Here is a 20569-nt window from a genome sequence, read left to right as displayed (position 1 = left end):
GCTTCCGGGTCGATACGAGCGTTGACCGTGACCTGCGCGCGGAGTGTCGCGTTATGAACACTTACGCCCGATCCATCAAGATATGCGCGAAATCATCATGTCGTGTCCGTCGGGTGGCGAGGGGTTCCAGGATGAGCAGCGCATCGGTGTCGGCGCCGGGGTTCGTGACCGTTCGCAGGCGCGGTTACCGGCCGGAACAGGTCGAGGCGTACACCGCCGCGCTCTGCGCCGACCGGGACGCCGCGTGGGAACGGGCCGCCCGGCTCACGGTGCTCGCCCGGCAGATGGAGGAGGAGGCCGAGCGGTTGCGCGAGGTCGTGACCGGGCTCGTACCGCAGACGTACGACTCCCTGGGGGAGCGCGCACGGCGCATTCTCCAGCTCGGGCTCGAAGAGGCGGCGGACGTCCGCGACAGCGCGCGGCGTGCGGCGTGCGGGCAGGTCGCGGACGCCGAGACGCGCGCCCTCGGTGTGCGCCAGGAGGCGCAGGAGGAGGCGGACGCGCTCCGCGCGGAGGCCGAGGAACGCGCCCGGCTGCGGCTGCTCGCCGCACGCGCCGAGGCCGACGAGGTCCGGATCGGCGCCCGGCGCGAGGTGAAGGAGTACCGCGGCGAGTCCCTGGGCGCGCTGCGCGAGGTGCGCCGGCGCACCGCCGGCCTCCTCGCCGAGCAGGACAAGGAACACGCCGAGCAGTGGACGACCGCGGAGCGCGAGGCGGCCGAGCGGGCCGCGGCCCTCGACGCGCGGCACGCCGGATCGGTGACCCGCGCGGAGGCGACGCTGTCCGAGGCGAAGCAGGCGTTCGGCGAGGCCGAGGAGTCCGCCCGGCGGAGCCAGGAGGAGGCACACGCGCGTGCCGCCGAGATCCTCACCGAGGCGCGCGCCCAGGAGGAGCGCACCGCGCGGGAGACGGAACGGCTGCTGGGCGAGCACGGCGAGCGCTGGGACGACGTCCAGGCCCACATGGACCACGTCCGCGACAGCCTGGCCGCGCTGACGGGGCGAGCGCCAGCGGAGTAGACACCCTGGCTGTCGGCTGTCGGGGGGCCGGCAGAGGGGGCTTCACCCGGTCCCGTCACCCGGTCCCGTCACCGGTCCCGTCGTTCAGTCCCGTCACTCCGCCCGTACCGGGAACCTGCGCGGGGCGAGCAGCAGGAGGACGACGAACGCCACGGCCGCCGCGCCGGACGCGCCCAGGTACACGGCGTGCACGGCGTCGGCGACCGCGTGGCGGGTCGCTTCGGGGGCGGTGCCGGTGTCCAGGTCGCGGGCGAGCGAGTCCAGGTCGCCCGTGCCGCCCAGCCGCGCGGCCAGTACCCCGTTGGCGACCGCGCCGAACATCGCCGCGCCGATCGTCTGGCCCGTCTGCCGGCAGAACAGCACGGACGCGGTCGTCGTCCCGCGCTCCGACCACCCCACCGTCGACTGCACGCCGACGATGAGCGGGAGCTGGAAGAGGCCGAGCGCCGCGCCGAGCAGCAGCATCAGCAGCGTCGGCTGCCAGGCCGCGCCGGGGTAGGGCAGGAACGGGAACGCGAGCAGCACCAGCGTCGCCGCGCCGATGCCGAGCAGCGCGGTGTCGCGGAAGCCGATACGCCGGTAGACGTGCTGGCTGAGGGCCGCCGACAGCGGCCAGGACAACGTCCAGACGGACAGCACGAACCCGGCCGTCACCGGTCCCAGGCCCAGGACGGCCTGCGCGTACGTCGGCAGGAACACCGTCGGGGCCACCATCAGCAGGCCCAGCGCGCCCAGCGCGAGGTTGACCGCCGCGATCGTCCGGCGGCGCCACACCCAGCCGGGGATGATCGGCTCGGCGGCCCGCCGTTCGATGACGACGACGAGCCCGGCGAGCGCGAGTCCCGCGGCGAACAGGGCGAGCGACGGCCCCGACAGCCACGGCCAGGCCACCCCGCCCTGCACCAGCGCGGTCAGCAGCACCCCGCCGCACGCGAACACCGCCAGCGCGCCCGCCCAGTCGACACGCGCGCGTGGCGCCTTTCTCGCCGCGGACTCCCCCTGGGACTCGTACTCCCCCTGGGACTCGTACTCCCCCTGGGGCACGTGCTCCTTCTGGGACTCGTGCTCTGCCTGGGGCTCACGTTCCCTTTGAGGCTCGTGCAGATGACGGACGATTAGCCACAACGCCACCGCCCCGATGGGCAGGTTGACGAGGAAGATCCAGCGCCAGTCCGCGTAGGCCGCGAGCACCCCGCCCACGCCCGGCCCCGCGACCGCCGAGACCGCCCACACCGTGGACAGCTTCGACTGGATCTTCGGCCGCTCCTCCAGCGGGTACAGGTCGGCGGCGAGCGTCTGCACCGTGCCCTGCAACGCCCCGCCGCCCAGGCCCTGCACGATGCGGAACGCGATCAGCGCGCCCATGTTCCAGGCGAGCGCGCACAGCAGCGAGCCGAGCAGGAAGAGCGCCGTCCCGGCGACCAGCACCGGCTTGCGGCCGAAGGTGTCGGAGAGCTTGCCGTAGACCGGCAGGGTGACCGTCACGGCGAGCAGATAGCCGGAGAACAGCCAGGAGAAGACGGAGAACCCGCCCAGGTCGCCGACGATCTGCGGGACGGCCGTGGAGACGACGGTGGAGTCGAGGGCGGCCAGCGCCATGGACAGCATGAGCGCGGCGACGACCGCTCCCCGCCGCTGCGATCCGCTCCGCCGCGCGGCCTCGCGTATCGCGGGTTGTGTGTCCCCCACCGGATGCCCTCCCTGTGTCGCACGTGTCCCCGGGACCCTGAGTTCCCGTTTCTCCGTGCCCCTTGCACCTAACTGCCGGAACCCAGCTTCCCACTTGCCCTTCACCCAGGGGGAGGCTTGACCGTCACGCGACGGGAGGGTGGAGCCTGACTGCGTCCGAGGGTGGAGGCAACCCCGAGGAGGACTCCACCCGGCGGTGGACGGCCCCTAGGGGTACCTCCGTACTACGGCTGGGGGAGGGTTCGTACTGCCGGAGGAGGAGACGGGCCCCGCCCCGTCCTTAACCTGGCTTCAGGCCGCTGGGGGGCGGCCTACGCACCGCCGGGAGGTGGGGTTAACCCCCCACGCAAGACGGGCCCGAGCACCAGCGCGCCGGACCCCCTCCCGCCGACAGACTCTTCGACGTAGCGCAGCCCGCTACGCACCCGCTTCCGACTTAACTCCGATTACTTCCGATACTTCCGACAGAGGAGACGTACCGTGACTTCGGCTGTGACCATTCCCAGGCACGGGGGCACTGGAGGGCGTACGGCCGTTGCCGCACGGGCGCGGCAGGTCGTCAAGGCGTACGGGTCCGGGGAGACCCGGGTCGTCGCCCTCGACCACGTCGACGTGGACATCGCCCGCGGTCAGTTCACCGCGATCATGGGCCCCTCGGGGTCCGGCAAGTCCACGCTGATGCACTGCCTCGCCGGTCTCGACACCGTGTCGTCCGGCCAGATCTACCTGGACGAGACCGAGATCACCGGGCTGAAGGACAAGAAGCTCACCAAGCTGCGCCGGGACCGGATCGGGTTCATCTTCCAGGCGTTCAACCTGCTGCCCACGCTGAACGCGATAGAGAACATCACGCTGCCCATGGACATCGCCGGCCGCAAGCCGGACAGGGCGTGGCTGAGCCAGGTCGTGGAGACCGTCGGGCTCGCGGACCGCCTCAAGCACCGTCCGACGCAGCTCTCCGGCGGTCAGCAGCAGCGCGTGGCCGTGGCCCGCGCCCTGGCGGCCCGCCCGGAGATCATCTTCGGGGACGAGCCGACCGGAAACCTCGACTCGCGCGCGGGCGCCGAGGTACTGGGCTTCCTGCGCCGCTCGGTGGACGACCTGGGCCAGACCATCGTCATGGTCACGCACGACCCGGTGGCGGCCTCGTACGCGGACCGGGTGCTGTACCTCGCGGACGGCCGGATCGTCGACGAGATGCTCAAGCCGACCGCGGAGACCGTCCTGGACCGCATGAAGGACTTCGACGCGCGGGGGCGTACGTCATGACCGTCATGAAAACCTCTCTGCGCAACTTCTTCGCGCACAAGGGACGCATGGCCCTGTCGGCGGTGGCGGTCCTGCTGTCGGTGGCGTTCGTCTGCGGGACGCTCGTCTTCACCGACACCATGAACACCACCTTCGACAAGCTGTTCGCCGCCACCTCCTCCGATGTGACGGTGAGCGCGAAGGGCGCCTCGGACACCGGTCAGACGACCTCCGGCAACGGCAGGCCGCCGGTCATGCCGGCCGCGGTGCTCGGCGAGGTCCGCAAGGCGCAGGGCGTGAAGTCGGCGGAGGGGACGGTGTTCTCGACCTCCGTGACCGTCGTCGACGCCGACAAGGACAGCCTGTCGCCCTCCAGCGGCGCCCCGACCATCGTCGGCAGCTGGAACGGCAACGACGCCCGCACCATGAAGATCACCGAGGGCGCGGCGCCCAAGGGCTCCGGCCAGATCATGATCGACGCCGACACCGCCGACAAGCACCACCTGAAGCTCGGCGACGAGATCGGCGTGATCACCGCGATCGGCACGCACACCGCGAAGGTCTCCGGCATCGCCGCCTTCCAGGTCACCAACCCCGGCGCGGCGATCTTCTACCTGGACACGAAGACCGCCCAGGAGACGCTGGTCGGCGAGGCGGACGTCTACACGAACGTCAACGTCACGGCCGCGTCCGGGATCAGCGACGCGCAACTGAAGAAGAACGTCGCGGCCGAGCTCGGCGCCGGCTACCAGGTGCAGACGGCCAAGGAGACCGCGGACGCCAACCGCGCGGACGTGGGCGACTTCCTGAACGTGATGAAGTACGCGATGCTCGGCTTCGCCGGGATCGCCTTCCTTGTCGGCATCTTCCTGATCATCAACACCTTCTCGATGCTGGTCGCCCAGCGCACGCGTGAGATCGGCCTGATGCGCGCCATCGGGTCGTCGCGCAAGCAGGTCAACCGGTCCGTGCTCGCCGAGGCCCTGCTGCTGGGCGTCGTCGGCTCGCTCCTGGGCGTCGGCGCGGGCGTCGGCATCGCGGTCGGCCTGATGAAGCTCATGAGCCTGACCGGCATGAACCTGTCCACCGACGATCTGACGGTCGCCTGGACGACCCCGGTGATCGGCATGGTCCTGGGCGTGGTCGTCACCATACTTGCGGCCTACCTCCCGGCGCGCCGCGCGGGCAAGGTCTCCCCGATGGCCGCACTGCGCGACGCCGGCGCCCCGGCCGACGCCAAGGCCGGCGTCGTACGGGCCGTCCTCGGCCTGCTCCTCACCGGCGCCGGCGGCCTCGGCCTCTACCTGGCCTCCACCGCCGACAAGGCGGCCCAGGGCTCGCTCTGGCTGGGCCTGGGCGTGGTGCTGAGCCTGATCGGCTTCGTGGTGATCGGCCCGCTGCTGGCGAGCGGCGTGGTCCGCGTCCTGGGCGCGGTCCTGCTGCGGGCCTTCGGCCCCGTCGGACGGATGGCCGAACGCAACGCGCTGCGCAACCCGCGCCGCACGGGCGCCACGGGCGCGGCCCTGATGATCGGCCTCGCGCTGGTCGCCTGCCTGTCGGTGGTCGGCTCGTCGATGGTCGCCTCGGCCACCGAGGAGCTCGACAAGAGCGTGGGCACCGACTTCATCATCCAGAACGACCAAGGGCAGCTCATCACCCCGCAGGCCGTGCAGGCGGTCAAGTCGACCCAGGGCCTGGAGCGGGTCACCGAGTACAAGGTCCTCGACGCCGACCTGATCACCCCCGACGGGAAGACCTCCGCCAAGGAGACGATCAACGCGGCCGACCCGACGTACGCCACGGACCTGCGCACCGAGACCGTGGCCGGCGACCTGGCCGACGCCTACCGCCCCGACTCGATGTCCGTCTTCGATGGCTTCGCCAAGGACCACGGCCTCAAGATCGGCTCCCCGGTCAAGGTCGCCTTCCGGGACGGCAGGACGGCGACGCTCACGGTCCGCGCGATCACCAGCGATGACGTCGTCATCGACCAGGGCGCGATGTACACGTCGATCGCGACGGTCGCGAAGTACGTGCCGGCCGACAAGATGCCCCTCGACGTGCTGCTCTTCGGCACCGCGAAGGACGGTCGGCAGGACACGGCCTACACGGCCCTCAAGTCCGCCCTGCACGAATACCCGCAGTACACCGTCCGCGACCAGAGCGACTACAAGCAGCAGTTGAAGGACCAGATCGGCCAGCTCCTGAACCTGATCTACGGTCTGCTCGCCCTCGCGATCATCGTCGCGGTCCTCGGTGTGGTGAACACCCTGGCCCTGTCGGTGGTGGAGCGCACCCGGGAGATCGGCCTGATGCGGGCGATCGGCCTCTCGCGCCGCCAACTGCGCCGCATGATCCGTCTGGAGTCGGTCGTCATCGCCCTCTTCGGCGCCCTCCTGGGCCTCGGCCTGGGCATGGGCTGGGGCGCGACCGCCCAACAGCTCCTCGCCCTCCAGGGCATGAACGTCCTTGAGATCCCCTGGCCGACCATCATCGGCGTCTTCATCGCCTCCGCGTTCGTGGGCCTGTTCGCAGCCCTGATCCCGGCGTTCCGCGCGGGCCGCATGAACGTACTGAACGCGATCGCGACGGACTAAGACGACCAGCCGACGGGGGCCACGGGGGACGGACCCGGCACCGAGAAGCCACGGGGGCTTCTCGGCGCCGGGTCCGCGTGCTTTCTCATGCCGTCTCCGGCCGGGTGTCTGTCTTTCAGACCGTTGGGGGTCCCCCCTCTGGGGGAGTTTGAGGACGAGGCCCTTTAGGGGCCGAAGCGGGGGTCTGGGGGCGGCAGCCCCCAGGGATGAGCCCCAGGGACCCCAGGGATGGGAACGGGAACGGGAACGGGTAGGGGCGGCGGGGGCGAAAACCGGCCCGTAAGCCCCACCGAAGCCACCCCGCCCCGGAGGTTGTCCACAGCCCCCGGCGAACGTCCCCGCCCCGTCGTACTCTGGACACCCCCGGCCCGTGACACGCGTCGGGCCCTTCGCGTTGCCCACCCCGGACCCCGGTACGCCCGCATCCCGGACGCACCCCGGCCCCTCGGACGGAAAGCCCCCCATGAGCCTGCACGGTCTGCTCGACGCCGTCGTCAAGGACACCGCCCTCGCGGAAGCCATCCCCGCGGCCGCGGACGGCAACCGCATGCACGTCGACCTGGTCGGCCCCCCGGCGGCCCGCCCCTTCGCCATCGCCGCCCTCGCCCGCGAAAGCACCCGCACGGTCCTCGCGGTGACGGCCACCGGCCGCGAGGCCGAGGACCTGGCCGCCGCCCTGCGCTCGCTGCTCCCGCCGGACGGCGTCGTGGAGTACCCCTCCTGGGAGACGCTCCCGCACGAGCGCCTCAGCCCCCGCAGCGACACCGTGGGCCGCCGTCTCGCCGTCCTGCGCCGGCTGGCCCACCCGCGCCCCGACGACCCGGAGACGGGCCCGGTCTCGGTCGTCGTGGCGCCCGTACGCTCCGTCCTGCAGCCCCAGGTCAAGGGCCTCGGCGACCTGGAACCGGTGGCCCTGCGCACCGGCGAGCAGGCCGACCTGAACGCGATCGTGCACGACCTGGCGGCCGCCGCCTACGCGCGCGTGGAGCTCGTCGAGAAGCGCGGCGAGTTCGCCGTACGGGGCGGCATCCTGGACGTGTTCCCGCCCACCGAGGAACACCCCCTGCGCGTCGAGTTCTGGGGCGACGACGTCGAGGAGATCCGTTACTTCAAGGTCGCCGACCAGCGCTCCCTGGAAGTCGCCGCGCACGGCCTGTGGGCGCCGCCCTGCCGCGAACTCCTCCTCACCGACGACGTACGCACGCGCGCGCGTGTCCTCGCCGAACAGCACCCGGAACTCGGCGAACTGCTCAACAAGATCGCCGAGGGAATCGCGGTCGAGGGCATGGAGTCCCTGGCCCCGGTGCTGGTCGACGACATGGAGCTGCTGATCGACGTCCTCCCCAAGGGCGCGATGGCCGTCGTCTGCGACCCGGAGCGGGTACGCACGCGTGCCGCCGACCTCGTGGCGACGTCGCACGAGTTCCTGCAGGCGTCCTGGGCGGCCACGGCGGGCGGCGGCGAGGCGCCCATCGACGTCGGCGCGGCCTCCCTGTGGTCCATCGCCGACGTTCGCGACCACGCGCGCGAGCTGGACATGATGTGGTGGTCGGTGTCGCCGTTCGCGGCGGATCTCGAACTGGAGGCGGACACGCTCCAGTTCGGCATGCACGCCCCCGAGACCTACCGGGGCGACACCGCGAAGGCCCTCGCGGACACCAAGGGCTGGCTCGCCGACGGCTGGCGCGTCGTCTTCGTCACCGAGGCGCACGGCCCCGCGGCCCGCACCGTCGAGGTGCTCGGCGGCGAGGGCGTCGCGGCCCGCCTGGACGCCGACCTGACCGACCTCGGCCCCGCCCTCGTGCACGTCTCCTGCGGCTCGATCGACTACGGCTTCGTGGACTCCGTACTGAAGCTGGCCGTCCTCACGGAGACCGACCTGACCGGCCAGAAGGCGGCCGGCAAGGACGGCGCGCGCATGCCCGCGCGCCGCCGGAAGACCATCGACCCGCTCTCCCTGGAGGCGGGCGACCACATCGTCCACGAGCAGCACGGCGTGGGCCGCTACATCGAGATGGTGCAGCGCACGGTGCAGAGCGCCACGCGCGAGTACCTGGTCGTCGAGTACGCGCCCGCCAAGCGCGGCCAGCCCGGCGACCGCCTCTACATCCCCACCGACCAGTTGGAGCAGATCACCAAGTACGTCGGCGGCGAGGCCCCCACCCTGCACCGCCTGGGCGGCGCAGACTGGACGAAGACCAAGGCGCGCGCGAAGAAGGCCGTCAAGGAGATCGCCGCCGACCTGATCAAGCTGTACAGCGCGCGCATGGCCGCCCCGGGGCACGCCTTCGGCACGGACACCCCCTGGCAGCGCGAACTGGAGGACGCCTTCCCCTACGCGGAGACGCCCGACCAGCTCACCACCATCGCCGAGGTCAAGGACGACATGGAGAAGACGGTCCCGATGGACCGCCTGATCTGCGGCGACGTCGGCTACGGCAAGACGGAGATCGCCGTGCGCGCCGCCTTCAAGGCCGTCCAGGACGGCAAGCAGGTGGCCGTCCTGGTCCCGACGACGCTCCTCGTGCAGCAGCACTTCGGCACGTTCGGCGAGCGGTACGCGCAGTTCCCGGTGAACGTCCGCGCCCTGTCCCGCTTCCAGACCGACACGGAGGCGAAGGCCACCCTGGAGGGCCTGCGCGAGGGCTCGGTGGACGTCGTCATCGGCACCCACCGGCTCTTCTCCTCCGAGACGAAGTTCAAGGACCTCGGCCTGGTCATCGTCGACGAGGAGCAGCGCTTCGGCGTCGAGCACAAGGAGCAGCTCAAGAAGCTCCGCGCGAACGTCGACGTCCTGACCATGTCCGCGACGCCCATCCCGCGCACCCTGGAGATGGCGGTCACGGGCATCCGCGAGATGTCGACGATCACCACGCCCCCGGAGGAGCGCCACCCGGTCCTCACCTTCGTCGGGCCGTACGAGCAGAAGCAGATCGGCGCCGCCATCCGCCGCGAACTCCTGCGCGAGGGCCAGGTCTTCTACATCCACAACCGGGTCGAGTCGATCGACCGCGCGGCGGCGCGACTGCGCGAGATCGTCCCCGAGGCGCGCATCGCCACCGCCCACGGCCAGATGTCGGAGACGTCGCTGGAGCAGGTCGTCGTCGACTTCTGGGAGAAGAAGTTCGACGTGCTCGTCTCGACGACGATCGTCGAGTCCGGCATCGACATCTCCAACGCGAACACCCTGATCGTCGAACGGGGGGACACCTTCGGCCTGTCCCAACTGCACCAGTTGCGCGGCCGGGTGGGCCGTGGCCGCGAGCGCGGCTACGCCTACTTCCTCTACCCCCCGGAGAAGCCCCTCACGGAGACCGCGCACGAGCGCCTCGCGACCATCGCCCAGCACACGGAGATGGGCGCGGGCATGTACGTGGCGATGAAGGACCTGGAGATCCGCGGCGCGGGCAACCTGCTCGGTGGCGAGCAGTCCGGCCACATCGCGGGCGTCGGCTTCGACCTGTACGTCCGGATGGTCGGCGAGGCGGTCGCGGACTACCGGCGGCAGTTGGAGACCGGGGAGATCGAGGAGGAGCCGCCGCTCGACGTCAAGATCGAGCTGCCCGTCGACGCGCACGTCCCGCACGACTACGCCCCCGGCGAGCGGCTCCGCCTGCAGGCCTACCGTTCCATCGCCTCCGCCAACTCCGAGGCGGACGTCAAGGCCGTCCGCGAGGAACTCGTCGACCGCTACGGCAAGTTGCCGGAACCGGTGGAGAACCTGCTGCTGGTGGCGGGCCTGCGGATGCTGGCACGCGCGTGTGGCGTCGGCGAGATCGTCCTCCAGGGCGCCAACATCCGCTTCGCACCGGTGGAGTTGCGCGAGTCGCAGGAGCTGCGGCTCCAGCGCCTGTACCCCGGGACGGTCATCAAGCCGGCGGCCCACCAGATCCTGGTCCCCCGCCCGAAGACGGCGAGGGTCGGCGGCAAGCCGCTGGTCGGACGGGACCTGCTGGGCTGGGTGGGGGAGTTCCTGGCGACGGTACTGGGCTCGTAGCTCCACGCGGGCGCGCCGTCAGGCCACCGGCCGGATCCCCCCGGGTCCGCCGGCGGCCTCGGCCTCGGCCAGGGCCGTGGCCAGGGCGGCGGCGAGCCGGTCGCGGACCGCGACCTGGGCCACGATCCGCTCCTCCATGACCGCCAGCCGCCGCAACGCGACCCGAAGATTCCGGCCGCCCGGCGCCGACGCGGTCACGTCCCGGCCGTCCAGACACGGCAGGAAGACGCGTACGTCGTCCAGGGTGAGCCCCGCCTCCACGAGCCGCCGGATGTTGCGGACGCGGACGACGACGGCCGGGTCGTAGAGCCGGTAGCCGTTGGCGGCACGCTCGGCGGCGATGAGTCCCGCCTGCTCGTAGTGGCGCAGGGCGCGCGGCGAGGCGCCGGTGGCCTCCGCGACCTCGCCGATACGCAGCGGCGGCCGGGGCCGGCCGGGCCGCTGTACGGGCGTCTGCATGCGGGTCTGCATGCGCGTCAGTCTCATGCGACGACCGCTCCGCCGTCCACCGGGAGGACCACGCCGGTGATGAACGAGGCCTGCGGCGAGGCCAGTTGGGTGATCGCCCAGGCGACCTCCGCCGGTTGGCCGACCCGGCCGAGCGGGGTGTGCTCCAGTTGCCACGCCCGGAGCGCGGCACGCTTCTCGGGCGGGTAGCCGCAGTGGTCGGCGATCGGCGTCTCGATCGCGCCGGGCGCCACCGCCGCGACCCGGATCCCGAGCGGCGCCAGCTCGACCGCCCAGCCGCGCGTCAGCACTTCGAGGGCCGCCTTCCCGGCCGCGTACAGGGAGTTGCCGGGCCAGCCGCGCTGCCCGACGGACGTCGTCACGTTCACGACGACACCCCGGCTCGCCGTCAGGGCCGGCAGCGCGGCCTGGGTGAGCAGGACGGGCGCGATCAGGTTCGTGGCGAGCGGGGGCCGGACGGAGGCGCGGGTGTAGGTCCGCAGGGACCCGGTGTCGACGATCGCCGCGTTGTTGACGAGGACGTCGATACGGCCGCCGCCCCGCTCCAGTGCCGTACGGACGACGGTGTCGGGGCCGTCCTCGGCCGTGATGTCCACGGCGAGCGGGACGATCCGCTGTTCGTCGTAGCCGGCGGTCTCGCCGAGAGGCTCCGCCCTGCGGCCCACGGCGATCACCCGCGCTCCCTGCGCGGCGAAGGCATGGGCCGTGGCACGGCCGATACCGGTACCGGCACCCGTGACGACGACGGTGCGGGGCTTGTTCGTAGCAGTCATGTCACTCATGTCACTCATGTCACTCATGAGGAGATGCTCGAACCCTGACGCCGATGTCAAGGTCAAGGCCGAGGTCTACGCCAAGGGTCAACGTCATCGCCAGGTGCCTGGCATGGAGCCGCCCGCGGGGAGGGTGGTCTCCGCGGGCGGCCCGGTGCGCCAGGTGAGGTGACGTCGGTGGCTCAGCCTCTATGAGCCGTGAGCCGTGAGCCGTGAGCCGTGAGCCGTGAGCCGTGAGCCGTGAGGCGTGAGCCGTGAGGCGGGCTGTGGCCGAGTCCGCGGGCTACGGCTTCTCGGGCCGGTCCTCGTCCATGCCGAGCCGCTCATGCAGTTTCTGCTGCGCGGAGTCGACCTGTGACTCGTATTTGTTGCCCGTCTTCTCGTTGGCCTTCCGTTCCGCGACGTTGGACATGTCCCTGGCCTTGTCCTGGGTCGCCTTGTTGCTCTTGAACCTGTCGAAGATGCCCATCCAGAACTCCTTCCGGAGGTGACTCACACCGACGATATTCCCGAGATGCGAGAGATGCCCACTTGAGCCGGTTGTGGTCTGGACCTCCCGACTGCCTCCGCGCGCCCCCTCGCTACGGTGTGTGCCAGTCCCCGTCGGGGGAATCCGCCCTGTGCGGGGTGGTGGCGGGCAGGCGAGAAAAAGGGGTGGGGCGCGTGAGGCGTCTGAGGGGTGGGGCGGCGGCTGCCGTCGTGCTGATATGTGCCGTGACGGCGACCGGGTGCAAGCAGACCACCGAATCCGGCTCCGGTTCGTCCGGTGCGGGGGCGACGGCGGGTGGCGGAGAGGCGACCGGCGGAACATCTGGCGGCGGCGCGGCTCTCACGGCGGCCGAGTCGCTGACCGTGAAGGGGCGGGCCCCCAAGACCGGCTACGCGCGGGACGCGTTCGGCTCCGCCTGGGCGGACACGGACTCGAACTCCTGCGACACCCGTGTTATCTCTATGCTTCGCCGTGCGACCGAGACGTTTGTGCAGCTCATACAGGGAGTGATGGGTTGTGCTTACTGAGAGGGACATGAGGCACAGGGGTGCCGGTAGCACGCACTTCCTCCGCGCCGTGACCGTGGTGGCAGCCGCCGTTCTCCTCTGTTCGGGATGTGAGGGTCTCGACGAAGACAGCTCCTCGACGGGGTCGGGGCCGACTGCGACGGACGGACGGGCGATCAGTCCGCTCAAGAATCCAGACGGTACGAAGCCGGGGCTTGCGCCCGTGACGACGGACGCGGACAGGGCCGCGGCGCGCAAGCTCATCGAGGAACTGTCCACGAAGGGGCGGGGTCCCCAGACGGGCTACGCCCGGGACGAGTTCGGCTACGCCTGGATGGACACGGCTGATGGTGTGCCGCTGGCGAGGAACGGTTGTGACACTCGAAACGATCTTATTCGTCGTGATGGTCAGGACCTTCGTTTCCGAGCCGGTTCCGACTGCGTGGTCATCACCATGACGCTGCACGACCCGTACACCGGGACGACCATCGAGTGGCGCAAACAGCAGGCCTCCGAGGTACAGATAGATCACGTGGTGCCGCTGTCCTACAGCTGGCAGATGGGTTCGTCGCGCTGGCCGGAGGACAAGCGCAAGCAGCTCGCGAACGACGTGCTCAATCTGATCCCGGTCCAGGGGCGAGCCAACTCGGCCAAGGGTGATTCCGGACCTGCGTCCTGGCTGCCGCCCAACAAGCAAATCAGGTGCGCCTACGCGGTCCGGTTCGCTCAGGTCGCCATCAAGTACCAGATGCCGGTTACTGCACCGGACAAGCAGGTGATGCTGCGCCAGTGCGGCGGGTGACGAGCAGCACGGGTTTCTCAACGAGGGCGGATCGGCTGATGCTCGGCAGCGGTCCGTAACTGGCTTCTCGTCACTCCGGGCCTCCGACTGCACAGCGCCACCATGTGGCGGGCCAGGGCCAGCACCGTGAGCAGTGCCACGAGTGCACACACGCCCCACCACCCGGCCTCGCCGTACGCCCGTACCCCGAGCCAGGATCCTGCGCTGCCGCCCAGGTAGGCGCAGGTCATGTAGGCGGTGTTGAGTCTGCTGCGGGCGTCCGGACGCAGGGCGTAGACCCGGGCCTGGTTGGCGACCATGCCGGACTGCATGGCGATATCGAGCAGCAGCGTACCCACGATCAGAGCGGTGAGCCCGGGTACGTCGCCCCAGGCGCCCGCAGCCAGGACCGCGACTGAGGCGAGGACCGTGAGCATGCAGACGAAGTTCACCGGGTCCGGGCCGTGGTGGTCCACCAGGCGTCCGGCGAACGGGGCGCAGAGCATGGTTGCGCCGCCCACCAGGGCAAGCAGTCCTACGGCTTGGGCGCCCATGCCGTAGACCGGACCGGTGAGGAGGAGTGCCAGACAGGTCCACACGGCCGAGAACCCGGCGAAAACCGTCGCCTGGTAGAAGCAGGAGCGACGCAGGTCCGGCTCCGCGCGCAGCAGGCGCAGCGACTCGGCCAGGAGCACCGGGTACGGCTGATGTGAGGACGGGGTTGTGACGGGCACCGTGCGGGCCAGAACGCCTGCCAGCAGCAGGGTCAAGGCCGCGGCCACCAGGTAGGGAACTCGCCATCCCAACCATTCGCCGAGCGAACCGCTGAAAGCGCGGGCAAGCAGCATGCCACCGATCGACCCGCTCAGCAGGGTGCCGATCACCGTTCCGCGACTATCGGCGGCCACCAGTCCGGCTGCCAGCGGGCCCACGACCTGAGCGGCCACGGTGGTGAGGCCGATGAGGGCGCTTGCGGCGACGAGGAGTGGCAGGGTCGGGGCGCAGCCTGCGGCGAGCAGGCCCAGGCCGGTCAGGGAGAGCAGGGTGACGAGGAATGAGCGGTGGGGGAGCCGGTCGCCGAGCGGCACCAGCAGGAACATTCCGGCCGTGTAGCCGGCCTGGGTGGCGGTCACGGCCAGGGAGGCCGAATCGGGAGATGTATGCAGTCCTGCGGCAGCCAAGGGGATGATCGCCTGCGGGAAATAGATGTTGCCCACGGCCACTGCGCAGGTCAGGGCCAGGAGCAGGGTCATTCGACGGCTCATCCTCGGTCCATCGGTCCACCGGCGACGTAAATGATCTGGCCGGAGACGAATCCTGCCTCGGGACTCACCAGGAAAGACGCCGTGTGCGCGATGTCCTCCGGCTCGCCGACTCGTCCGACCGGGATGGAATTCGCCGCGTTGCGCCGGTACTCCTCGAAGTCGAGGCCGAGGCGTCGGGCGGATGCCCTGGTCATGTCGCTCACGACGAAGCCCGGGGCGATGGCGTTGGCGGTGATGCCGTGCCGTCCGAGTTGGAGGGCGAGCGACTTGGTGAAACCGATGAGACCGGCCTTCGCGCTGCCGTAGTCGACGCGAGCGGCATCGCCGACCGCGGAGATGCTCGACATGTTCACGATCCGTCCCCAACCGGCTGCGATCATGTGCGGGCAGACGGCCCGGGTTAGGAGGAACGGGCCGCGCAGATTGACCCCGGTGACCATGTCCCACTGTTGCGTGCTCATCTCGACAAGCTCGGCACGGGGACCGATGCCGGCGTTGTTGACCAGTACTGTCGGCGGCCCCAGCTCGGCGGCGATCCGGGCGACGGCGGCCGTCACTGCGGTCTCGTCGGAGACATCGGCGGGGACGGCTGTCGCTGATCCGCCGTTGCTGGCGATGGCTTCGACGGTCCCGACGCAGTCCGCCTCGTTCAGGTCGATCACGCCGACCGCCAGGCCGTCGTGCGCCAGCCGTCTGGCCACCGCGGCGCCGATCCCGCGTGCCGCGCCAGTGACAATTGCCGTGTGCTGTCCATGAGTTGGGCGTGTCATGGACGGCAGTCCACTGCATCGACGTTGCGGCGCCAATCGATGTAGCGTATGGCTTAATGATCAGTTTTGTGCTCGGCGTCGAGGACCTTGCGGATACGCGCTTCGCCGTGTCACCCGTGCACGAGACCTTGCTCAGCCTGCGGGTGCTGCAGGACCCGGGGCTGACCGTGTTGCACCTCCCGTGGCGCAGGTCCGTGCTCGGCAGGATCGGCACGCTCGATACCGAGCTGCTGATGTCGCTGGTCGCGCGCAGGCGCACAATCCCCGACTTTCTGACCCCGCAGCCCACGAGCTTCGCGCCGACCTTCGAGGAGCAGTTGGCCGTCGTCCGCCAGGTGTCCCCTGCGCGGGTTCGCCATGACCTGCTGACCGCGCACGCTCCCGACCCGCTTCCAGCAGCCCTGCAGGACGCCACTGCCGCCGACGACGCATCCGTCGTCAGACTTCGCGATGCCGTGTGCGAGCTTCTGCGGCACTTCTGGGAGGTGGCCATCGAGCCGGAGTGGCGGCAGATGCGGCTGCTCCTTGAAGCCGACATGACCTATCGCGCGCGGCAACTCGCGGTGGGAGGCGCCCGCTTGTTGTTCGCCGACATGCACCCGAACCTGCGCTGGCACAACGGCGTACTGCACATCGACAAGATGATCAGCAGGCACCGTGTCGACGCGTCCGGTCGGGGCCTGCTGCTCCTGCCGTCCGTGTTCGCGCACAAGCCGGCGCCTCCGGTCGGTCCGGAAGAGCCGCCCCGGCTCGTCTATCCGAGCCGGGGCGTGGCCACGCTGTGGGCCACGCCGCCGACCGTCGACACGACGGCCCTTGCGCCGCTGCTCGGCGTACCCAGGGCAAGGCTGCTCACCCTCCTCGAAGAGCCGCTCGCCACGGTTGAGATCGCCCGCCGCCTCCGGGTGACCCCGAGCGCCGTGTCCCAGCACCTGCGCGTGCTCCACGCGACGGGGCTTGTCACCCGGGCGCGTGACGGACGGCAGGTCCTGTATCGACGTAGCCATCTCGGTGACCAGCTGGTCGACTTGAATCCGTCCCAGAACGTCGTGACACCTTGAACTTGGCTGCCGTCGGCGTTGCTGCGGCTGTCCGGTACAGGGAGAACGGACAGCCGCAGCGGGTGCCAGTTCGGCACAGGCTATGTCGAGGGCACGACCCGCATTGCGCGGCGGAGGCCGGCCCGGGCGGCGGTCAGGGCGTCTTCCGACTCCCGTAGCTGTTGTTCCAGGTCGATGAGCCGATTCCGGGCGCCTGACAGCTCCTGGTTCAGAGCTGCGTTCTGCTGCTCCAACTGCTGCACCCGCTCAACCAGCTCGCGGCGGCCCACATCGTCCAGCTCGGCGCCGAAAGACAGTCGGACTCGGTCCCGTAGCCGGTCGCGTTCCTTCTTGAGGTCCTTGATCTCCTCGCGGGCAAGGGCGAGTTCGGTATGCAGACCGGCGGGAGCGACCTGTTGCCTGCTGGCCGGTGGTGTGTGTTTGCCCCGCTGCCCGCGCTGTTCGCTCATGGCGGCCTCTACGGCTGCCCGTACTGGAGGCTGGTTGTAGACGAACCAGGTGGATACCGATGCCTCACGGGCCACACGGGCGAAGGTGATCCGCTGCCCGGAGGCGGGGAGATCGTGGATGACCTTCAGGGAGCGGTCGATCTTGGCTGCGCTGTCCCGGGCGCGGGCGGCACGAAGGCGCTGGACCCGAACTTCCCGGCCCGCAGCATCGTGCGAGGAGGGACGGGTCATGGAGTACTCCGCGTAGTGAGCGACTGCACGGGGATGAAGGCGGCAGCCGAGCGGGCCTTGCGCAACTCGCGCGAGGCCTCCTCCACCCTGGTTCGCTCCTCCTCGGGCATGGCTTCAAGCTGGCGTCGCATCTCGTCCGCCGACTTCGAGTAGGCGCGGATCTGGTCGTCAAGATTGCGTACGACCCAGTCGGCGGCGTCCATGGCCAAGGCGGACTCCTTGTCGGCCCGCAGGTCCGCGATCTGCTGCTCCAAGGCGGGGAGGTAGGAGGGGTCGGGCCGGTAGAAGTCGCAGCCGGCGCACTGGAAGCGGATGCGGCAGTGTCCGCCGCCGGCCTTGACGTTGCTCGGCTCGGTGCAGCCCCCGTAAGGGACCCCGACGCTCTCGACCTCGTAGGCCAGGGCGTCCTCGAAGCCGCGCGGGGCACCATGCCGGTCGACGGCGAGTCTCGCCACTGTCTTGACTGCCTCCTGTTTCCTGGTCAGGGAGACCTTGTAGTAGCCCATGGTGACGTCCAAGGACCGGTGGTCCATGAGTTCCCGGAGGACGTCCGGACGGGTTCCGGCGTCAGCGTGACGCTGGGCGTACGCGTGACGGAATCCGTAAGGAACGATCTGGGTGCGGTCGTAGGCGAGCGGTTCGCCACTGTCGTCCAGGCGTTCGTCTACAAGATCCGGGATCAGCTCGTCCACCCAGTCGCGGAAGATCCTGTTGCAGAACTGTGCGGTGGTCAGATGACCGCGACGCGGACGGTTGCGCTGTCCCGGAGAGGGGAACAGCCACTGCCCGCAGGCGGGCACAGCGGGCAGCCGGTCGAGTTCCTTCTGCCATGTCCCGATGGCCTGGGCTGTGCTCTCGGAGACGGGGAGCCTACGTCCGTGACGGCGGCGTTTGTGGTTGTCGTAGACCAGAGTGGGCTTGCTGTCGATCCGCTCAAGGCACCCCCGGCGCAGGCTGGTCACCTCGCCGGGTCGGCGGCCGGTGTCGCGAAGGACTGCGTAGACCACCTGGTACATCCGCGCGAAGTCGGCGGATGACCAACCGCCGCTCTCGTACGAGGTCGAGGTGCCGAGCAGGGCGATATGCGCGTCGAGTTGGGCGATGACATGCTCGGGAACGGCCCGGCCGATCTCGTCTTCGGACGCCTCGACGGCGGCGATGGTGTGGAAGCGGGGGTTCAATGCGAAGTCCCCGGGAACGTGGTCCATCATCCCGGCCTGGCGGGCGAACTCCAGGAACGTGCGCCAGTCACGCAGCAGTGCCCGGCGGTGACTCGTCGAGTAGTCGTGCCCGTCCTCGGGACGTTTGGTGATGCGGAACATGTCCACCACGGCATTCATGTCCGCCATCGACAGCCGCTCCGGGGCCTCGCCGGCCGCGCGGTTCGCCAGGGCGGAAGAGGCGATGCTCGCTGCGTACACCGTCTGGCGCAGGTCCAGAACGCAGGGACGGACGGTACGGCCGTACTCCTTCACCAACTCCCGCAGCCACTGCTGACGCACGGGCTGGAAGTTGATGTCACCGTGGACAGCGACGTACTTTCTGCCGCGCCCGGCTGCGAGTCCCACCAGGGCGCACTCCCACACATCACCGGAGGTCGGGTCGACGCCCTCGAACTCGACGCGGGCACGCCGAACATGGAGCAGAAGGCCGTTGAGCACCCCGGAGGCAGCGGCCGGAAGCTCAGAAATGAACTCTTTGCTCAGTCTCAGCAGAGAATCGAGTTCAGAAGGGAGCCCTGCCACGATGCGACGGATGTACTGAGGGACCAGGCTGATTCCGGCCGCGTCGCGCTGCTGGAGCGCGTGCAGCAGTTCGTGGCGCACGGCTGGGGAGACTCCCGCCAGCGAGAACTGAGAGACGCCGGGCATTGCACCATCCGCGATGTTGGGCCTGCGCCGGGACACCACAGGGCGGTACTCCGTGTCGAAGTCCGCTGGATTGCCTTGGAGGCGTCGGGCCTTGCGGCAGGCGTCACAGCGGGCTCCGTTGCTCGCCACATGCGTGGAACATGCCGCGACCACGCAGCTGAACACCTTGGTCGCCGGATTGCTCGGATCCGCTGTGAACAGGGCTTTGCCATGGTCCCACTCACGTACCCGCCAATCAGGGGCGAGGCGTTCGGAGAGCCAATCGGGCCACCCGGGACCGCTGACGTCAGGCGGGACGACGACGGTCAGGCTCATGGCATTCGTCATCGGGTGATCTCCGGTGCGAGACGGTCCACGGCGGCCCGGAGGTCGTCGTCCTGGGCGTGCAGGTAGACAGCCGTGCTCGCCGACGACCTGTGTCCCAGCAGGGTTTGCACCACATCCGGGGCGACTCCGCTGCGAATCCACTGGGTTGCCGCCGTGTGTCGCATCATGTGCGGGCGGGCACGGAGGCCGCAGCGGTTCCCGATCCGTTCGATGACCTGTTTCGCGTTGGAGTAGGTCATGGGGCGGCCCATCACGCCGCCGACGAGGTTGACGAACACGTAGTCGCAGTCGGCGGCTGCGGTGACCTGCTCACGCTCAGTGAGATGGTCGCGGTACCGGTGTACCGCCCCCTGCGTCACAGGCACCATCCGGTGACGGCCGGCCTTCGCACGTGCGCCGTTCTCGTTGTCCTGTCGGGGCCGGACATGCAGGTGAGCACCGCGGGTTCGGCAACCGAGATGCGTGGAGTCGGGCAGCAGGTGCATGTCCTCCCGCCTCAGCCCGAGAGCTTCGCCGATTCGGAGGCCCCCTTCTACGAGCACGGTCAAGAGCAGTCGGTCGCGGGCCGTGCGGGCCGCCTCAAGCACCTGATCGACCTGGGGTTCGGTGAGGGTTGCTGGTGCTTTCTCGATCTCGGGAGCCTTCAGGACGCGGGCCTTGATCATGAGGTGCTGGCCTCCTTCTCCCGGATCGAAGCCGCTCGGCGGGGAGGTCAGAAACCGCGGTTCGCTCAGCCGCGCGGCGACCTCATGGGCCACGTGTCCCTGGACGGCGCAGAATCGGAGGAACTCGCACACGGCGGTGAGGACCGCGTTGACGGTCTTCCCTGCCGGCAGTTGCCCCTGTCTGGTCGGTGTCCGCTCGACGTGGAACTTGAATCGGGTCATGTCGCCGAGTCCGGCGGTCTTCCAGTCCGTGCCGCGCTCCGTGCACCAGCTGAGGAAGCGTCCGATCCGAGGAATGTAGGCGCGCTGCGTCTGCGGCGAGCGCCCGGCACCCCGTAGATAGAGTGAGAACTCCCGTGCCT

Annotated in this window: 15 protein-coding genes and 1 pseudogene; 7 read left to right on the top strand and 9 right to left on the bottom strand. The window is 70.0% G+C overall.

Annotated elements, in window-relative coordinates; translation table 11 throughout:
• Window positions 1–131 precede the first annotated feature (131 nt).
• The gene (locus tag OG352_RS17635; RefSeq protein WP_329218038.1) at window positions 132–1019 is read left to right on the top strand and encodes a cellulose-binding protein; all 888 of its coding nucleotides are present in this window, start codon (window positions 132–134) and stop codon (window positions 1017–1019) included.
• A 93-nt stretch (window positions 1020–1112) separates the two neighbouring features.
• Here the strand turns inward: OG352_RS17635 and OG352_RS17630 are convergent, their stop codons facing one another.
• Entirely contained in the window at window positions 1113–2708 is a 1596-nt protein-coding gene (locus tag OG352_RS17630) for an MFS transporter (protein ID WP_329218037.1), read from the bottom strand.
• Window positions 2709–3188: 480 nt separating this feature from the next.
• On the opposite strand from OG352_RS17630, the gene OG352_RS17625 reads away from it, so the two are divergent.
• From OG352_RS17625 to mfd, 3 genes are all read left to right on the top strand, one after another.
• Window positions 3189–3977 (top strand): ABC transporter ATP-binding protein, encoded by a 789-nt coding sequence (locus tag OG352_RS17625; RefSeq protein ID WP_329218036.1) that lies wholly within the window; start codon window positions 3189–3191, stop codon window positions 3975–3977.
• Window positions 3974–6553 (top strand): ABC transporter permease, encoded by a 2580-nt coding sequence (locus OG352_RS17620; RefSeq protein WP_329218034.1) that lies wholly within the window; start codon window positions 3974–3976, stop codon window positions 6551–6553. Before OG352_RS17625 ends, OG352_RS17620 begins: the two co-directional genes overlap by 4 nt.
• Before the next feature lie 463 nt (window positions 6554–7016).
• Window positions 7017–10550, top strand: coding sequence for a transcription-repair coupling factor (mfd, locus tag OG352_RS17615; protein WP_329218033.1), 3534 nt, complete (start codon window positions 7017–7019; stop codon window positions 10548–10550).
• Between the two features lie 18 nt (window positions 10551–10568).
• On the opposite strand, the gene OG352_RS17610 is transcribed toward mfd, so the two are convergent.
• The 3 genes from OG352_RS17610 to OG352_RS17600 form a co-directional block, all read right to left on the bottom strand.
• Window positions 10569–10967 carry a MerR family transcriptional regulator gene (locus OG352_RS17610; protein ID WP_329223873.1) on the bottom strand — a complete coding sequence of 133 codons (399 nt, stop codon included), beginning with the start codon at window positions 10965–10967 and terminating at the stop codon, window positions 10569–10571.
• A gap of 65 nt (window positions 10968–11032) precedes the next feature.
• Window positions 11033–11800, bottom strand: coding sequence for an SDR family NAD(P)-dependent oxidoreductase (locus OG352_RS17605; protein ID WP_329218031.1), 768 nt, complete (start codon window positions 11798–11800; stop codon window positions 11033–11035).
• Window positions 11801–12074: 274 nt separating this feature from the next.
• Window positions 12075–12260, bottom strand: a complete 186-nt coding sequence (locus OG352_RS17600) for an antitoxin (RefSeq protein ID WP_329218029.1) — start codon at window positions 12258–12260, stop codon at window positions 12075–12077.
• A 194-nt stretch (window positions 12261–12454) separates the two neighbouring features.
• Here OG352_RS17600 and OG352_RS17595 point away from each other — a divergent pair.
• Window positions 12455–12733 (top strand): annotated as a pseudogene (locus tag OG352_RS17595) (hypothetical protein); the annotation flags it as partial.
• Window positions 12734–12815: 82 nt separating this feature from the next.
• Window positions 12816–13589 (top strand): HNH endonuclease family protein, encoded by a 774-nt coding sequence (locus OG352_RS17590; RefSeq protein ID WP_329218028.1) that lies wholly within the window; start codon window positions 12816–12818, stop codon window positions 13587–13589.
• Between the two features lie 17 nt (window positions 13590–13606).
• Here OG352_RS17590 and OG352_RS17585 read toward each other — a convergent pair whose 3' ends face one another.
• On the bottom strand, window positions 13607–14833 hold the full coding sequence (locus OG352_RS17585; protein ID WP_329218026.1) for an MFS transporter: 1227 nt from the start codon (window positions 14831–14833) through the stop codon (window positions 13607–13609).
• Window positions 14830–15603, bottom strand: coding sequence for an SDR family NAD(P)-dependent oxidoreductase (locus OG352_RS17580; protein ID WP_329218025.1), 774 nt, complete (start codon window positions 15601–15603; stop codon window positions 14830–14832). Before OG352_RS17580 ends, OG352_RS17585 begins: the two co-directional genes overlap by 4 nt.
• Window positions 15604–15659: 56 nt before the next feature.
• Between OG352_RS17580 and OG352_RS17575 the strand changes: the two genes are divergently transcribed.
• Complete coding sequence (locus OG352_RS17575; protein ID WP_329218024.1) at window positions 15660–16664, top strand: ArsR/SmtB family transcription factor; 1005 nt, start codon at window positions 15660–15662, stop codon at window positions 16662–16664.
• A gap of 80 nt (window positions 16665–16744) precedes the next feature.
• Here the strand turns inward: OG352_RS17575 and OG352_RS17570 are convergent, their stop codons facing one another.
• The 3 genes from OG352_RS17570 to OG352_RS17560 all read right to left on the bottom strand — a co-directional run bounded on the left by OG352_RS17570 (window position 16745) and on the right by OG352_RS17560 (window position 20207).
• Window positions 16745–17344, bottom strand: coding sequence for a DUF6262 family protein (locus OG352_RS17570; protein ID WP_329218023.1), 600 nt, complete (start codon window positions 17342–17344; stop codon window positions 16745–16747).
• Complete coding sequence (locus tag OG352_RS17565) at window positions 17341–19215, bottom strand: tyrosine-type recombinase/integrase (protein ID WP_329218022.1); 1875 nt, start codon at window positions 19213–19215, stop codon at window positions 17341–17343. Before OG352_RS17565 ends, OG352_RS17570 begins: the two co-directional genes overlap by 4 nt.
• Before the next feature lie 323 nt (window positions 19216–19538).
• Window positions 19539–20207, bottom strand: a complete 669-nt coding sequence (locus tag OG352_RS17560; protein WP_329223872.1) for a tyrosine-type recombinase/integrase — start codon at window positions 20205–20207, stop codon at window positions 19539–19541.
• Window positions 20208–20569 lie beyond the last annotated feature (362 nt).

Source organism: Streptomyces sp. NBC_01485 (genome assembly GCF_036227125.1).
GTDB lineage: Bacteria > Actinomycetota > Actinomycetes > Streptomycetales > Streptomycetaceae > Streptomyces.
The sequence above is the reverse complement of the archived record's forward strand: the minus strand, read 5'-3'. Positions and strand labels throughout refer to the sequence as shown.

Bases quoted from the DNA above. Each gene is read 5' to 3' on its own strand.
- mfd (WP_329218033.1), top strand. From the start codon at position 7,017: ATGAGCCTGCACGGTCTGCTCGACGCCGTCGTCAAGGACACCGCCCTC.
- OG352_RS17570 (WP_329218023.1), bottom strand. From the start codon at position 17,344: ATGACCCGTCCCTCCTCGCACGATGCTGCGGGCCGGGAAGTTCGGGTC.
- OG352_RS17635 (WP_329218038.1), top strand. From the start codon at position 132: ATGAGCAGCGCATCGGTGTCGGCGCCGGGGTTCGTGACCGTTCGCAGG.
- OG352_RS17620 (WP_329218034.1), top strand. From the start codon at position 3,974: ATGACCGTCATGAAAACCTCTCTGCGCAACTTCTTCGCGCACAAGGGA.
- OG352_RS17605 (WP_329218031.1), bottom strand. From the start codon at position 11,800: ATGAGTGACATGACTGCTACGAACAAGCCCCGCACCGTCGTCGTCACG.
- OG352_RS17590 (WP_329218028.1), top strand. From the start codon at position 12,816: ATGAGGCACAGGGGTGCCGGTAGCACGCACTTCCTCCGCGCCGTGACC.
- OG352_RS17580 (WP_329218025.1), bottom strand. From the start codon at position 15,603: ATGACACGCCCAACTCATGGACAGCACACGGCAATTGTCACTGGCGCG.
- OG352_RS17575 (WP_329218024.1), top strand. From the start codon at position 15,660: ATGATCAGTTTTGTGCTCGGCGTCGAGGACCTTGCGGATACGCGCTTC.
- OG352_RS17600 (WP_329218029.1), bottom strand. From the start codon at position 12,260: ATGGGCATCTTCGACAGGTTCAAGAGCAACAAGGCGACCCAGGACAAG.
- OG352_RS17560 (WP_329223872.1), bottom strand. From the start codon at position 20,207: ATGATCAAGGCCCGCGTCCTGAAGGCTCCCGAGATCGAGAAAGCACCA.
- OG352_RS17565 (WP_329218022.1), bottom strand. From the start codon at position 19,215: ATGCCCGGCGTCTCTCAGTTCTCGCTGGCGGGAGTCTCCCCAGCCGTG.
- OG352_RS17585 (WP_329218026.1), bottom strand. From the start codon at position 14,833: ATGAGCCGTCGAATGACCCTGCTCCTGGCCCTGACCTGCGCAGTGGCC.